Here is a 14,725-nt window from a genome sequence, read left to right as displayed (position 1 = left end):
CTCATGCATCCGCTTGCTCGCATCACCCTGCTCAGTTTCGCGTTAGGCCTGAGCGCCTGTGCGGTTCATCAGCCTTCGGATCAAACCGCCCCGACCACGCCAGCCCCGGTGCCGCAACCGTCGTCGCAGCCGGCTGGCAAGCCGTTGCCGGACATGCCGATTCCCAAGCCGCCAAAGCCATTGCCACGCACCTCGGCGACCTTTGCACCGCCACCCGGCGGGCCGAGTCATTGGGATGCCCGCTTGGGCGTTTATGTGCTTGAAGAGCAACCCGACACGTTCTACCGCCAGCGCACCTATTACCGCTGGAGCAACGGCTGGAGCCGCTCCGTCAGCCCGAACGGGCCGTGGGAAGAGACTGATATCAGTGGTGTACCGCCGGGCTTGAGCCGGCAGTTCAAGTAAAAACCGGTCACTGGCACTGAAGGTAAATACCTTCAGTGCCAGCGCTTGGCGCTGTTTGTCCATCCACCCTGTTGCCCGCTATCAAATATGGCCCTTAGATGGGTGGTTGGGGCGTACTTAAATCGATCATTGAATACCGTCATCTGAAGGGGCTGGAGGGACGGTTGTAGTTTGGATTAACCGCGAGTGTTATTAGGTTAAAAACGTATTAAAAACTGTCAGCTCTAACAGTGTACGCCCCTCTCATTGCCCTCTAGATTTAAATGACTTTCCCCTCAAAGAGGCAATCAATATGAATCGTTTAATGTGCGTAATGGTATTCCCGATCTTGATGCTGGGCGTACAGCAGATGGCCGTTGCTGATGAGTGCATGGATGCTTGGTATTTAAGCAGCGCTGAGAAAAGTTGTAGGGTCGTGGATTCGGAGATTAGGAAAAACGAAAAAACAGGAAAAGAACAGTGCTATGTCAACGCTAGATGTTCGCTTGGTGCCAGCAAATACTCTTACCCCACTTCTGGCTACTATGAACCTTCCGATGTGCCAAAACTTGAAAATATCAATGGTGAATTTAGCGTCGGGAAATAAGTGCCTTGTGGGGTTGGATGTTAGAGGTGGGGTGAACCACGCCATGAGCGCGTGATTGATACACGTTGACGCGGTGCGCCCGCACTGTGCTTTAGGCAATCACGCCTCTTTACTCGAACTTCGCACTGCGCGCTTAGGCTTGGTTTTGGCCGTGGAGCTTTTGCGTTTTTTCTTCCAGGCCGGTGCGCCGCCTGCCGGGCTGGCAGGCCCGCTGATGGTCATTTGCAGGCCGCTGCACCGCTCGATGTGCTTGCTCATCCACGCCGCCTGCTTGGAGACAAAGGTCTCAAGGCTCATTTCACCGCTTTGCACCATGTCCAGTGCTTGCTCCCAGATGGCGGTGGTGCCCGGATCGGCGATGGCGCGCGGCACCGCGTCGATCAGGCTGAAGGCGGGCGCAGTGGCGGCCAGCGCTTTGCCGTTTTTGCTCAGGTAGCCGCGGTCCAGCAAGCCTTGAATGATGCCGGCGCGGGTGGCTTCGGTGCCGATCCCGGTGGTGTCCTTGAGTTTTTGCTTGAGCAGCGGGTCTTGCACCAGCTTGGCGACGTTTTTCATGGCCTTGATCAAATCGCCCTCGGTGAAGGGTTTGGGCGGTTGGGTCCACAGGTCTTTGAGCAGCACGTCGGTAATCGCACAATCCAGACCTTCGCGCAGCAGGGGCAGCGGCTGCGGCGCCGGGGCTTGGCCTTTGGCGGGGGCCAGGGCGTGGGGCAGTGCGCGTTTCCAACCGGGTTCGACGATTTGTTTGCCCACTGCGCGCAAGGCCTGGCCCGCGCAATCGAAATCGGCCTGGGTGCGGTCGTACTCATGATTGGGCAAGAATTGCGCCAGATAACGTGCGCGTATCAACGTATAAACAGCCCTCGGTTTGCCCGTCAGACGTTCAAGGTTTTTGGCTGCCGCCGTGGGGATGATGCCGTGGTGAGCGCTGACTTTGGCGTCGTTCCAGGCCCGTGAGCGGCGTTGAGGGTCCAGATGAGTGGCTAATGCGCCAAGGCTGGGGTCGGCCTGCTGCAACGCGTGGAGGATGGACGCGGCCTCAGCGTGCTGGCTTTGTGGCAAGTAGCCACAATCGCTGCGCGGGTAGGTGATGACTTTGTAGGTTTCGTACAGCGACTGGGCGATGTCGAGGGTTTCTTGGGCGCCCAGCCCCAGCTTTTTTGAACACACTTCTTGCAACGTGCCGAGGTCGAAGGGCAGCGGCGCGACTTCGCGCATGCGCTCTGTGCGCAGTTTGACCACGCGTGCCTGGCTGGCGTTTTGCATCGCTGTGGCGGCCTGCCGGGCGTGAGCCTGATTCAGGCAGCGGTCCTGTTCGTCACAGGTGTGCGGGTCGGCGCGCCATTGCGCGGTGAACACTTGGCTGTCGTGCTTGAGGTGTACCTCAATGGCCCAGTACGCCACGGGCACGAAGTCGCTGATGCTGCGGTCGCGGTCGACCACCAGGCGCAAGGTCGGGGTTTGTACGCGACCCACCGGCAGCACGCCCTGATAACCGGATTGACGCCCCAGCAGGGTAAACAGACGGCTCATGTTCATGCCGATCAGCCAGTCGGCGCGCGAGCGTCCCAGTGCGCTGTGGTACAGGTTGAAGGTCTCTGCACCGGGTTTGAGTGCGGCCAGCGCTTTACGAATGGAAGCGTCGTCCAGCGCAGACAGCCACAAGCGTTGAATCGGGCCGCGATACCGGCAGTGATCGACCAGTTCGCGGGCGATCATTTCGCCTTCGCGGTCGGCGTCGGTCGCGATCACCAGTTCGCTGGCTTCACCCAGCAGACGCTTGACGGCTTTGAACTGGCTGGCGGTTTTTGGTTTGACCCGCATCTTCCATTTATCCGGAATGATCGGCAGGTCGGCCAGCACCCAGCGCTTGTAGCGCTCGTCGTAGGCGTCTGGCGGGGCGGTTTCGAGCAAGTGGCCAATGCACCAGGTAACGGTGGCGTCAGGCCCCGTCCAGCAGCCATCGCCGCGTCGGCTGGCGCCGAGCACGGCCGCAATATCCTTGGCCTGGGAAGGTTTTTCACACAAAAACAGCCGCATCGCTTCACTCGTTCATGCTGCGCAGAAGGTGCACAGCATGGCAGAGATTAAAACGAGAGCAACTGTTTTTACTGTGTTTATGTACAGCTTATTGCGGTGTGCTTTAAGTCACGTCGCCGCTGCCGAGGGACTTTACGACGGCTTCGCCGCCGCACGCAGCTTTCGGCAGCGGCGACGCGGGTGCGGATTTGCGACCCTGGCTGGGTCGGGTTACTTGGCCGGGTAGATCTGATCAAAGACCCCGCCGTCGTTGAAGTAGGTTTTTTGCACGTCACGCCAGTTGCCGAAGGTTTTTTCCACCGACAGGAAGTCAACTTTCGGGAAGCGGTCCTGGTATTTAGCCAGCACGGCCGGGTCACGTGGACGCAAGTAGTTGTTGGCGGCGATTTCCTGACCTTCAGGCGACCACAGGTATTTGAGATAAGCCTCGGCCACCGCACGCGTGCCTTTTTTGTCGACCACTTTATCGACCACGGCCACCGGCGGCTCAGCTTCGGCCGACACGCTTGGGTAGATCACTTCGAACTGGTCACGACCAAATTCGCGGGCAATCATTTCGGCTTCGTTTTCGAAGGTCACCAATACGTCGCCGATCTGGTTGGTCATGAACGTGGTGGTGGCCGCACGGCCGCCGGTGTCCAGAACCGGTACGTGGGCGAACAGCTTGCCAACGAAGTCCCGGGCCTTGGTTTCGTCCCCGCCGTTTTTCAGCACGTAGCCCCATGCCGAGAGGAAGGTGTAACGACCATTACCGGACGTTTTGGGGTTGGGCACGATGACTTCAACGCCATCTTTGACCAGGTCTGACCAGTCTTTCAGCGCTTTTGGATTGCCTTTGCGCACGATGAAAACCGTGGCGGAGGTGAACGGCGCGCTGTTGTCGGGCAGCAGCGTGACCCAGTTTTCAGGCACCAGCTTGCCGTTGTCTGCCAGGGCGTTGATGTCGGTGGCCATGTTCATGGTGATGACGTCAGCGGGCAGACCGTCGATGACCGAGCGCGCTTGCTTGCTGGAGCCGCCAAACGACATTTGAATGTTCTGTTTTTCTGTGTGCTCGGCTTCCCAGTGTTTCTGGAAAGCCGGGTTGTATTCCTTGTAGAAGTCGCGCATGACGTCGTACGAAACGTTCAGCAGCGGCTTGGGCGCGGCGTGGGCAACACCGATAAAGGCCAGGCTTGCGGCCAGGACAGAAGCGCTAAAAAGTTTTTTCACGGCTCATTCCTTGTTATAGGGGGCAAATGGGGCAATTTGCCAGCAACTATAGCTGCTGGCGCTTAGTGCTTAAAAGATTAAAAAAAGCTTTGCTTATGCATTTTTGGTGAATAACGCGTTACCGCATCGCGAGCAAAACGAGGCCGTGGGTTCGTGGCGTTCTTTCTTGCAGGTGGGGCAGTTGTGCTTGAGTTGCTCACCGCGCATGGCATTGGCCAGTTCGGCGGTGAAAATACCGGTGGGCACGGCAATGATCGAGTAACCGGTGATCATCACCAGCGCCGAGATGATTTGCCCGACCGGGGTTTTGGGCACGATGTCACCGAAGCCCACGGTGGTGAGGGTGACGATAGCCCAATAGATACTGATTGGAATGCTGGTGAAGCCGTTTTCGGGCCCTTCGACCACGTACATCAGGGTGCCAAACACGGTGACGAGCGTGGAAACACTGACCAGAAAGACGATGATTTTTTGCTTGCTGCCTCGTAACGCCGAGAGCAGGTAATTGGCCTGACTCAAGTAAGGGGCAAGCTTGAGCACGCGAAAGATTCGTAGCATGCGGATGATACGAATAATCAGCAGGTACTGAGCGTCGCTGTAATAGATCGCCAGGATGCCGGGCACAATGGCCAGCAAATCCACCAGCCCGTAAAAGCTGAAGGCGTAGCGCAGGGGTTTGGGCGAGCAATACAGGCGCAAGCCGTATTCAATCGCAAACACGAAGGTGAAGCCCCATTCGATATAGGCCAGCACGCTGGCGTAGTCGCGATGAATGCTGTCGATGCTGTCGAGTATCACCACCACCAGACTGCACAGAATGATCAGCAGCAGCGTGGTATCGAAACGGCGTCCGGCGGGTGTGTCGGCCTGAAAGACCATGACGTACAAACGCTGACGCCAATCGTTGTTATCCATGTGGGTAGCTCGAATCTCAAAGGTAAGAAGATTCGTGGATTAGCGTTCAATGCGCAACCCGGATCGCGCCCCCGCAGGCTTAATGATGCGAATGCTGGCCTGCACCAGCCAACAACTGAGAATAAAGGGCGCCGTCAGCGCAGGCAGGCCGAGGGCGGCGAAGCCGGGTGTCAGCAGCAGGGCCAGTGCAATGCCCGCCAGTGGCCGCCAGGGCTGGCGTGTACCCTGGCTCAGGGCCAGTGCGGCGAGTGCGGCGTTGTACCCCCCCAAGCCGCTCAGCGCGGCCAGCGCTTCGTGCTCAAGCAGACTAAAACCCAGGCCGGCCAGTGAACCTGCCAGCGCCCACAGCGCGGCACGCCAATGGCTGAGCCACAGCCCCAGCACGATCAGCAGACCGGCGATCGGCGACGGCAACAACATGACTTGGCCCAGGCCGCTGAACAGCCCTTGCAGCAGCGTGTGTGCAGTGACCGGCGGTGTGGCGCTCAGGCTGGCAGCGGGTGCGGCATTGAGACTGAGCAAGAGCCAGCCGAGCGCGACAAAGGGCGCGGTGTAGGCCATCAGGCTTTGATCGCGGTGGGCACGTTTGAGCCACTGATGAATCAGCATGGTACTCAGGCCAGCACTGGCGATGATCAGCAGCGGCAGCATGGGCGACCACGGCAGTTGATGGCTCAGCAACAAGCCCAGTAATACGCCGTTGTAGCTGTAAAGCCCGGCCTGACGCTGGGCTTTCGGGTAGCCGCGCCGCTGGGCGGTTAACAGACCGCTCAGACCGCCGAGCAGGGCGCCGCCGACCAGGGCGGGAGCGCTGACCACAATCGCGAGTAAGCAAAACACGCCACACAAGGGGTGACGTTGCAAAAAAATCTGGCTGAAACCGTTGCACAGAGCAGTCGCCCAATCCGGGCAATGCTGGCTGAGGGGGGAGGCGTGCATGGTGGCGACACACTTCAGAGGCGGGTGAGAGGTGTAGCCGTTGCCCGAGGCGGGGCAGCGGCTATAAGCACAGCGATTATTTGTCGCGGATTGAGAAGTTGGCCATGTGCTCCAGGCCCTTGATCAGCGCCGAGTGATCCCAGTTGCTGCCACCGATGGCGGTGCAGGTGCTGAACACTTGCTGGGCGTTGGCGGTGTTGGGCAGATTGATGCCTAGCTCGCGCGCACCGGCCAGTGCCAGGTTGAGGTCCTTCTGATGCAGGCTGATGCGAAAGCCCGGATCGAAAGTGCCTTTGATCATGCGCTCGCCGTGCACTTCAAGGATCTTGGATGACGCAAAGCCGCCCATTAATGCCTCGCGCACTTTGGCGGGATCGGCGCCGTTCTTGGCAGCAAATACCAAGGCTTCAGCCACCGCCTGAATGTTCAGAGCGACGATGATCTGGTTCGCGACTTTGGCGGTTTGACCGTCGCCATTACCGCCGACCAGCGTGATGTTCTTGCCCATGCTTTGCAGCAGAGGCAGGGCACGCTGGAAGGTTTTTTCGTCACCGCCGACCATGATGCTCAGGGTGCCGGCCTTGGCACCGACTTCGCCGCCAGAGACGGGTGCGTCGAGGTACTGCGCGCCTTTTGCGTTGATTTTTTCGGCGAAGGCTTTGGTGGCGGTTGGCGAGATCGAGCTCATGTCGATCACCACTTTGTTGGGGCTAAGGCCCGCAGCAATCCCGTCTTCACGGAACAGCACGTCATCGACCTGCGGGGTGTCGGGCACCATCACGATGATGAATTCGGCTTCCTGGGCGACTTCTTTCGGGTTGGCCAGTGCGACGGCGCCCGCGGCAACCAGTTCGGCAGGGGCGGCACCGTGGTGAGTGGACAGGAACAGGCTGTGCCCGGCCTTTTGCAGGTTGCTGGCCATGGGTGAGCCCATGATCCCGGTGCCGATAAATCCGATTTTAGCCATGACAAATCCTCTTGTTTTTATTGGATGAACAGCCGTAGTCGCTGCCCAAGGTTGAGAAGGGCGGAGCAGCAACCTTTTAAAGGCTGCCCGCTTTGGCAGCGACGAAGAGTCGCGCTATCGCTTAAACCGCGTTATGCGTCTTGAGCCAATCCAGCCCGGCTTCCGTGCTGGTCAACGGTTTGTACTCGCAGCCGACCCAGCCCTGATAGCCAATGCGGTCCAGGTGTTCGAACAAGAAGCGGTAGTTGATCTCGCCGGTGCCCGGTTCGTGGCGCCCTGGGTTGTCGGCCAACTGGATATGGTTGATGTGTGGCAGGTGCGTTTGCATCGTGCGCGCCAGATCACCTTCCATGACTTGCATGTGGTAGATGTCGTATTGCAGGAACAGGTTGGCGCTGCCCACTTTGTCCTGAATCGCCAGCGCCTGAGACGTGTTGTTCAGGTAGAAGCCCGGAATGTCGCGGGTGTTGATCGCTTCCATCACCAGCTTGATGCCCACCGCTTGCAGTTTGTCAGCGGCGTATTTGAGGTTGGTGACGAAAGTTTTTTCGATCACGGCCTCGTCAACACCTTGTGGGCGAATACCCGCCAGGCAGTTGATCTGGTCGTTGCCCAACACTTGCGCGTAAGCGATGGCCAGGTCGACACCGGCACGGAACTCTTCAACACGGTCCGGCAGGCAGGCGATCCCGCGCTCCCCTTTGGCCCAATCACCGGCTGGCAAATTGAACAGCACTTGGGTCAGTTTGTTGGCATCGAGCTGCGCCTTGATATCGGCAGAGCTGTAGTCGTACGGAAACAGGTATTCAACGCCGTGGAAACCAGCGTTGGCAGCCGCTTGAAAACGGACAAGAAAATCCTGTTCGGTGAACAGCATGGACAGGTTGGCGGCAAAACGCGGCATGGCGAACTCCAGCTTTTGAGCCCTCTCCCTGTGGGAGAGGGGCAGGACGATTAGTTAGTCGAGCATCGAAATGGCAGTCGGTGCATCGTTGCCCACCAGCGCCAGGTCTTCAAACTCATTCACGGCGTTGATTTCGGTGCCCATCGAGATATTGGTCACGCGTTCGAGAATAATCTCCACCACCACCGGGACGCGGAACTCTTTGATCAGCGCTTGCGCCTGGCGCAGTGCGGGCTGGATCTGGCTCGGCTCGAAGACGCGCAGCGCTTTACAGCCCAAACCTTGTGCCACGGCGACGTGGTCAACGCCATAACCATTGAGTTCCGGTGCGTTGAGGTTGTCGAAAGAAAGTTGTACGCAGTAGTCCATTTCAAAACCGCGCTGCGCCTGACGGATCAGACCCAGGTAGGAGTTGTTCACCACCACATGGATGTAGGGCAGGTTGAACTGTGCGCCAACGGCCAGCTCTTCGATCATGAACTGGAAGTCATAGTCGCCGGACAAGGCAACCACGTTGCGATTTGGGTCAGCTTTGACCACGCCCAGCGCAGCAGGAATGGTCCAGCCCAACGGGCCTGCCTGACCGCAGTTGATCCAGTGGCGTGGTTTATAGACGTGCAGGAATTGCGCACCGGCAATTTGCGACAAACCAATGGTGCTGACGTAGCAGGTGTCTTTGCCGAATACCTGGTTCATCTCTTCGTACACGCGTTGCGGCTTGACCGGCACGTTATCGAAGTGGGTTTTGCGGTGCAGGGTGGCTTTGCGCTGCTGGCAGTCTTGCAGCCAGGCGCTGCGGTTTTTCAGTTTGCCCGCGGCTTTCCATTCGCGCGCCACTTCAAGGAAGACCTTGAGCGCTGAACCTGCATCCGAAACGATGCCCAGATCAGGGGTGAACACACGGCCGATTTGGGTCGGCTCAATGTCGACGTGAATGAATTGACGACCTTCGGTGTACACCTCGACCGAGCCGGTGTGACGGTTGGCCCAGCGGTTGCCGATGCCCAGCACCACGTCCGATTTGAGCAGGGTGGCGTTGCCGTAGCGGTGCGAGGTTTGCAGGCCGACCATGCCCACCATCAGAGGGTGGTCGTCGGCAATCGTGCCCCAGCCCATCAGGGTCGGGATGACCGGGATGCCGGTCAGTTCGGCAAATTCCACCAACAGTTCGCTGGCGTCGGCATTGATCACGCCACCGCCGCTGACCAGCAACGGGCGCTCGGCCTTGTCGAGCATGGCCAGGGCTTTTTCGACTTGCACGCGGGTGGCTGACGGCTTAGCCAATGGCAGCGGCTCGTAAGCGTCGATGTCAAATTCGATTTCAGCCATTTGCACATCAAACGGCAGGTCGATCAGTACCGGGCCAGGGCGCCCGGAGCGCATTTCGTAAAAGGCTTTCTGGAAGGCGTAAGGCACTTGGCCCGGCTCCAGCACGGTGGTCGCCCATTTGGTCACGGGTTTGACGATGCTGGTGATGTCGACGGCCTGGAAGTCTTCCTTGTGCATGCGCGCTCGTGGCGCCTGGCCGGTGATGCACAGAATCGGGATGGAGTCGGCGGACGCGCTATAGAGGCCGGTCACCATGTCGGTGCCTGCGGGGCCGGAGGTGCCGATGCACACGCCAATATTGCCGGCCTTGGTACGGGTGTAGCCCTCGGCCATGTGCGAGGCGCCTTCCACGTGGCGAGCAAGTACATGATCGATGCCGCCGACCTTTTGCAAGGCCGAGTACAGCGGGTTGATGGCGGCGCCCGGGATACCGAATGCGGTATCGACACCTTCGCGACGCATCACCAGAACGGCAGCTTCGATTGCTCTCATTTTGCTCATTGCTTTGTGCCTCTTACGTTTTGTAATTGTATACAAGTGGCTGTGTGGCGAGTGTATTCATCCTCCGTGGTGCAGGTCAATGGGTTTTGGTTAATCTGTGGAGCTTGGCTTTGAAGGCGTGAAATAGAGGGATTGCAACTTTATCAGGCGATTCGCATGCGTAAAATTGTATACAAAGTTAATATTTATTGTGTTCTATTGGTTGTATCAGGTCGTCTATCAAGACGACCCAAAGGGTTTCCAATAACAAGATAAGGACGGCAACCATGAGTGCTTTAACCTTGAAACTCGCGTTAAACCTGGCCACTCACGCCCTGGCAGCCGGGCGCCAGATCTCAGCCGCACCGTTGGCGGTGGCGGTGCTGGATGGCGGAGGGCATCTGGTGGCGTTACAGCGTGAAGATGGCGCCAGCCTGTTGCGGCCCCACATTGCAATTGGCAAGGCATGGGGCGCAATTGCGCTGGGCAAGGGTTCGCGCTTGCTGGCGCTGGATGCGCAGCAGCGCCCCGCGTTTTTTGCAGCGCTCAATGGCATGGGCAAAAGTGAGGTGGTGCCGGCGCCAGGTGGGGTGTTGATACGCGATGAGCATGGGCAGGTGATTGGCGCGATGGGGATCAGCGGCGATACGTCTGACATCGATGAACAGTGCGCGATCAGCGCCATAGAAGCGCAAGGTTTGCGGGCGGGTGCAGGCGTGGTGGTCTGAGTCTCGTGCTGTCGTCGCTGCCGCAGGCGGCGAGCCTTTGATGTTTTAAAGACTCGCCGCCTGCGGCAGCGACTACAAGCAGTGTTCAGCTTCAGTCCGGTGTGCAGCCTTTGAGTACCAGCCGGATGATCGTTTGGGTCGCCGCTTCGTAGTCGTGGTCGTCGAGTTTGGCTTTGCCGGTGATGGCCGAGATTTGCCAGTCGAAGTCTGCGTAGGTCTGGGTCGCGGCCCAAATGCTGAACATCAGGTGGTGCGGGTCGATGGGGGCAATTTGCCCGCGGTCGATCCAGATTTGAATGCACTCAATGTTGTGCTTGGCCTGAGCGTTGAGCAACTCGACCTGTTTTTCACTCAAGTGCGGCGCGCCGTGCATGATTTCGCTGGCAAAGACCTTGGACGCAAACGGCAGGTCGCGGGAAATCAGGATTTTTGAGCGGATGTAGTTGCTCAGTACTTCGTTCGGTTCGCCGTCGGCATTGAATGGGGTCGAGGCCCGTAGAATCGGGTCGATGATGCTTTCGAGCACCTCGCGGTAGAGGTTCTCCTTGGACTTGAAGTAGTAATACACATTGGGCTTGGGCACGCCTGCCTTGGCCGCGATGTCGCTGGTTTTGCTGGCGGCGAAACCCTTGTCAGCGAATTCTTCGCTGGCGGCGCGCAAAATCAGCTCTTTATTACGTTCGCGGATGCTGCTCATAAACCCGTATTTCCTTGCCTGCTTGGGCGGTCGGGCATGTTAGCACCGGGCTTGCGGGCGGCTCAAGATTGCCGCTTGAGGGCTGGCACACGCTATGCTTAGCGTCTTTCAATCTGGAAGGGACAACCCCCATGGCAGGCAGCAGTTTGCTGATGTTGCTCGACGACATCGCCGCGGTACTTGATGACGTCGCGCTGATGACAAAAATGGCCGCCAAAAAGACTGCCGGGGTGCTGGGTGATGACCTGGCGCTGAATGCGCAACAGGTCAGCGGGGTGCGCGCCGAGCGCGAACTGCCGGTGGTGTGGGCGGTGGCCAAGGGCTCGTTTCGCAACAAGCTGATCCTGGTACCCGCGGCGTTGGCCATCAGCGCGTTTGTACCTTGGGCGGTGACGCCGCTGTTGATGGTGGGTGGCGCGTATCTGTGTTTTGAAGGCTTTGAAAAGCTGGCGCACAAGTTTTTGCACAGCAAGCACGCCGATCAACACGATCGGGCCGCGCTGTCGGCGGCCGCAGCGGATGCTGAAGTCGACCTGGTGGCTTTTGAGAAAGACAAAATCAAGGGCGCCGTGCGCACAGACTTTATTCTGTCGGCCGAGATCATTGCGATCACCCTGGGCACTGTGGCGGATGCGCCGCTGATGCAACAAGTGGTGGTGCTGTCCGGCATCGCCATCGTCATGACCGTCGGGGTTTATGGCGTGGTGGCGGGCATCGTGAAGATGGATGACGGCGGTTTGTACCTGACCCAAAAGACCGGCGATGGCACCTGGCCGCGGGTTCAGCGCAGTTTCGGCCAAGGCGTGTTGAATGCTGCGCCGTACATGATGAAGGCGCTGACGGTCATTGGTACGGCGGCGATGTTTATGGTCGGTGGCGGGATTCTGGTCCACGGCGTGCCGGTGCTGCATCACTGGGTTGAGGCGTTGGCTCAGAGCAGCGCGCCTTTTGTGGGGCCGCTGTCGGTGATTGTGCCGACGTTGCTCAACGCCGTGGCCGGCATCATTGCCGGCGCTGTGGTGTTGGCGGGGGTGATGGCGGTCAGCAAAGTGTGGCGCGCCATCAAGGGTTGAGCGGTCAGTGACTCAGGTTGTCGAGCATGGCGCTGACCGTGAGGCTGGCGCTTTCCATGTCGTTGATTTGCAATAGCACCTGGCTCCAGTTTTTCTCCTGGGCTGCCTGCAGGGCGTTGTGCGCGGTTTGGTGCACAACCCGGTGCGGCTCGTTGAGTTGCTGGAAGTCGCGGTTGTCGGCATAACGCGCCTGGGTTTCTGGCGCCAAATACCATTTGCCGAGGCGGCAGGTGGTGTGGGTCGACAGTTGCAGGTTCTCGTCCTGTTTAAACAAGCGTTGATAGACCATCAACTTGAACAGCAAGTGATCAAGCTTCACTGACTCACAGAACGAGCGCAGGGCAATGCCTTCGATCAACTGACTCATGTGCTCGCCCAGGGTCATCATCTCGTCGAGGGTTTCAGCCGAGCGCGAGACATCGCCAGACAGCCGTGAGGCTTCATCCGACAACACACCAATGGCGGTGCTGGCGGCTTCGGTTTCCTGGTTGATACTCGACACCAGTTGGCTGATTTCCTGGGTTGCGCCATTGGTACGTTGTGCCAGCGCGCGCACTTCATCGGCCACCACGGCAAAGCCGCGGCCCTGTTCACCCGCGCGGGCCGCTTCAATGGCGGCGTTGAGGGCCAGCAGGTTGGTTTGGTCGGACACGGCTTTGATCAGCTCGACGATGCGACTGATCTCGCCCACGCGCTGGCGCAGCACGCCGACGCTTTCGACACTGCTGACGCCTTGACCGGCCATATGCCCCAGCGAACTGGAGAAGCCGGCCAGCAGGGCTGACGTTTGCGCAAATACATTGCTGTTGTCGCGCAAGTGAACCACTTCACCTTGCAGGCTTTCGGCCTGTGCGACCACGCCATCGCGGGTTTTTTGCAACGATTCGTCAAAACGCTCCAGCTTGCTGTGCAAGTCTTGTTGGTAGCGTTCGTAGTGTTCCAGCACTTGCTGCTGGTCGCGGTCTTGAATGACCTGTGCACGCAGGGCTTGAACCTCCTGTTCAAGGGCCTGTTTGTCCTGCTCTAACGCATTTAATTGCGTTTCAAGGTTGGCGCAGCGTTGGCGCCATCGGCGGTTGAACATCCGTTTGTACTCCCGAGGCTTGAGACAGAGCGTCTTCTGAAAAAATATTGCACTGTCTGTATCGGCCGCCGGGCGCGAAACATAATAGCCATAGAATGCGCATTGCCATTATATGGCCACTACCCGCGCGGGCGCGGGCAGGCAGGCTCTGTCAGGCGAAGCGGGTGGTGCGGGGCAGGGTGCTGTTGTGCAGCAGGCGATAGCCGAGCACGGCGAATAACAGCACGCCTGTGCCTGCGCCCAACGACACGGCAAAACCTGCCTGCGCGCCGTAAGCGTCAATCACCCAGCCACCGAGCACAGCACCCAGTGCTACGCCCATGCCCAGGCCGGTAATCATCCACGTCAGCCCTTCGGTCAGCTTGGCCGCCGGGACGATGTTTTCTACCAGGCCCATCGCCGTGATCAACGTCGGCGCGAAAAACAGCCCTGCGACAAACATGGCGCCCGCCAGGGTTGCGATGCTGTTGACCCACATCAGCGGCACCACGGTGATGGCGGTGGCCAGTGCGCCGATCAAAAACTGCTTGGGCAAGGGCATGTTCAGTTTTAGCGTGCCGAAAATCAGCCCCACCACGCAGGAACCCAAGGCGTACACCGACAGCACAATGCTGGCGGCCGCGGGTTGACCCTGTTGTTGGGCGAAGGCGACGCTGACCACGTCCACGGTGCCGACGATGGTGCCCATACCCAGCAATACCAGCAGCAAAATAACCACCGCACCTTGGCGTAACACGGTCCCGCCGTGTTCGGTGCTGCGCGGGTGAATCGGTGGCTCGGTCTGGCGTTGCAGCACAAACGCGGTCACGCCAATGGCCAGCAGCCCGGCGGCAACCAGTGGGCCAGCCTGTGGGAACACGGCCACGCTCAGGCCCACGGAAATGGGCGGGCCGATAATGAAGCTCACTTCATCGAGCACCGATTCGAGCGAAAACGCGGTGTGCAACTTGGGCGAGCCGCGGTACAGCTCGCTCCAGCGTGCGCGCACCATGGCGGGCATGCTGGGTATGAACCCGGCCAATGCGGCAAATACGAAGAGTGTCCAGTCGGGTGTGCCCAGATAACTGCACAGCAACAAGGCCAGCAGTGCGCTGACCCCGATGGCGGTGACGCCAGGCAATACGCGGCCTTGCCCGTAGCGGTCCACCCAGCGTGAAATTTGGGGTGCGATGAGCGCCATCGCCAGCGCGAAGGTCGCGGCGACGGCGCCCGCCAGCCAATACGACCCGCGTAACTGTGCCAGCAGGGTGATGATGCCGATCCCGGTCATGGAAATCGGCATGCGTGCGATCAGGCCCGCGGCGCAAAAAGCCATGCTGCCGGGGGCGCTGAAAATCTCGCGATAAGGGTTTGCCATACAAGCTCC

At 59.2% G+C, this 14,725-nt stretch carries 14 protein-coding genes and 1 pseudogene; 4 read left to right on the top strand and 11 right to left on the bottom strand.

Annotation, left to right across the window (positions count from 1 at the left end; all coding sequences use genetic code 11):
- The first annotated feature begins 3 nt into the window (after positions 1 to 3).
- On the top strand, positions 4 to 405 hold the full coding sequence (locus GYN01_RS21080) for a hypothetical protein (protein ID WP_048366280.1): 402 nt from the start codon (positions 4 to 6) through the stop codon (positions 403 to 405).
- Positions 406 to 697: 292 nt separating this feature from the next.
- On the top strand, positions 698 to 991 hold the full coding sequence (locus GYN01_RS21075) for a hypothetical protein (RefSeq protein ID WP_048402418.1): 294 nt from the start codon (positions 698 to 700) through the stop codon (positions 989 to 991).
- 99 nt (positions 992 to 1,090) lie between these two features.
- Here GYN01_RS21075 and GYN01_RS21070 read toward each other — a convergent pair whose 3' ends face one another.
- The 7 genes from GYN01_RS21070 to gcl form a co-directional block, all read right to left on the bottom strand.
- Positions 1,091 to 3,031 (bottom strand): DNA topoisomerase III, encoded by a 1,941-nt coding sequence (locus GYN01_RS21070; RefSeq protein ID WP_203307741.1) that lies wholly within the window; start codon positions 3,029 to 3,031, stop codon positions 1,091 to 1,093.
- A gap of 210 nt (positions 3,032 to 3,241) precedes the next feature.
- On the bottom strand, positions 3,242 to 4,243 hold the full coding sequence (locus tag GYN01_RS21065; protein WP_203307740.1) for a sulfate ABC transporter substrate-binding protein: 1,002 nt from the start codon (positions 4,241 to 4,243) through the stop codon (positions 3,242 to 3,244).
- Positions 4,244 to 4,336: 93 nt separating this feature from the next.
- Positions 4,337 to 5,158 (bottom strand): ion transporter, encoded by an 822-nt coding sequence (locus tag GYN01_RS21060; RefSeq protein WP_048402421.1) that lies wholly within the window; start codon positions 5,156 to 5,158, stop codon positions 4,337 to 4,339.
- Positions 5,159 to 5,197: 39 nt separating this feature from the next.
- Complete coding sequence (locus GYN01_RS21055) at positions 5,198 to 6,097, bottom strand: urea transporter (protein WP_203307739.1); 900 nt, start codon at positions 6,095 to 6,097, stop codon at positions 5,198 to 5,200.
- A gap of 76 nt (positions 6,098 to 6,173) precedes the next feature.
- Entirely contained in the window at positions 6,174 to 7,064 is an 891-nt protein-coding gene (locus tag GYN01_RS21050) for a 2-hydroxy-3-oxopropionate reductase (protein WP_048402423.1), read from the bottom strand.
- 121 nt (positions 7,065 to 7,185) lie between these two features.
- Positions 7,186 to 7,968: a hydroxypyruvate isomerase gene (gene hyi / locus GYN01_RS21045; protein WP_048366288.1), complete on the bottom strand. Its 783-nt coding sequence runs from the start codon at positions 7,966 to 7,968 to the stop codon at positions 7,186 to 7,188.
- A 54-nt stretch (positions 7,969 to 8,022) separates the two neighbouring features.
- Positions 8,023 to 9,798: a glyoxylate carboligase gene (gene gcl / locus GYN01_RS21040; RefSeq protein ID WP_048366289.1), complete on the bottom strand. Its 1,776-nt coding sequence runs from the start codon at positions 9,796 to 9,798 to the stop codon at positions 8,023 to 8,025.
- 266 nt (positions 9,799 to 10,064) lie between these two features.
- On the opposite strand from gcl, the gene GYN01_RS21035 reads away from it, so the two are divergent.
- Positions 10,065 to 10,505, top strand: a complete 441-nt coding sequence (locus GYN01_RS21035; RefSeq protein ID WP_203307738.1) for a GlcG/HbpS family heme-binding protein — start codon at positions 10,065 to 10,067, stop codon at positions 10,503 to 10,505.
- A 91-nt stretch (positions 10,506 to 10,596) separates the two neighbouring features.
- On the opposite strand, the gene GYN01_RS21030 is transcribed toward GYN01_RS21035, so the two are convergent.
- Positions 10,597 to 11,202 carry a TetR/AcrR family transcriptional regulator gene (locus tag GYN01_RS21030; RefSeq protein WP_048366291.1) on the bottom strand — a complete coding sequence of 202 codons (606 nt, stop codon included), beginning with the start codon at positions 11,200 to 11,202 and terminating at the stop codon, positions 10,597 to 10,599.
- 131 nt (positions 11,203 to 11,333) lie between these two features.
- On the opposite strand from GYN01_RS21030, the gene GYN01_RS21025 reads away from it, so the two are divergent.
- Entirely contained in the window at positions 11,334 to 12,275 is a 942-nt protein-coding gene (locus GYN01_RS21025; RefSeq protein WP_048366292.1) for a DUF808 domain-containing protein, read from the top strand.
- A 4-nt stretch (positions 12,276 to 12,279) separates the two neighbouring features.
- Here GYN01_RS21025 and GYN01_RS22790 read toward each other — a convergent pair whose 3' ends face one another.
- The 3 genes and pseudogenes from GYN01_RS22790 to GYN01_RS21015 form a co-directional block, all read right to left on the bottom strand.
- Entirely contained in the window at positions 12,280 to 12,642 is a 363-nt protein-coding gene (locus GYN01_RS22790) for a CZB domain-containing protein (protein WP_420850460.1), read from the bottom strand.
- A 30-nt stretch (positions 12,643 to 12,672) separates the two neighbouring features.
- Positions 12,673 to 12,951 (bottom strand): annotated as a pseudogene (locus tag GYN01_RS22785) (methyl-accepting chemotaxis protein); the annotation flags it as partial.
- A 559-nt stretch (positions 12,952 to 13,510) separates the two neighbouring features.
- On the bottom strand, positions 13,511 to 14,716 hold the full coding sequence (locus tag GYN01_RS21015; RefSeq protein ID WP_203307737.1) for an MFS transporter: 1,206 nt from the start codon (positions 14,714 to 14,716) through the stop codon (positions 13,511 to 13,513).
- Between the last annotated feature and the right edge of the window lie 9 nt (positions 14,717 to 14,725).

The sequence above is a fragment of the Pseudomonas weihenstephanensis genome (assembly GCF_016812185.1).
Taxonomy (GTDB): Bacteria; Pseudomonadota; Gammaproteobacteria; order Pseudomonadales; family Pseudomonadaceae; genus Aquipseudomonas; species Aquipseudomonas weihenstephanensis.
Note: the sequence above shows the minus strand (reverse complement) of the source record. Positions and strands in the feature narration are given on the sequence as shown.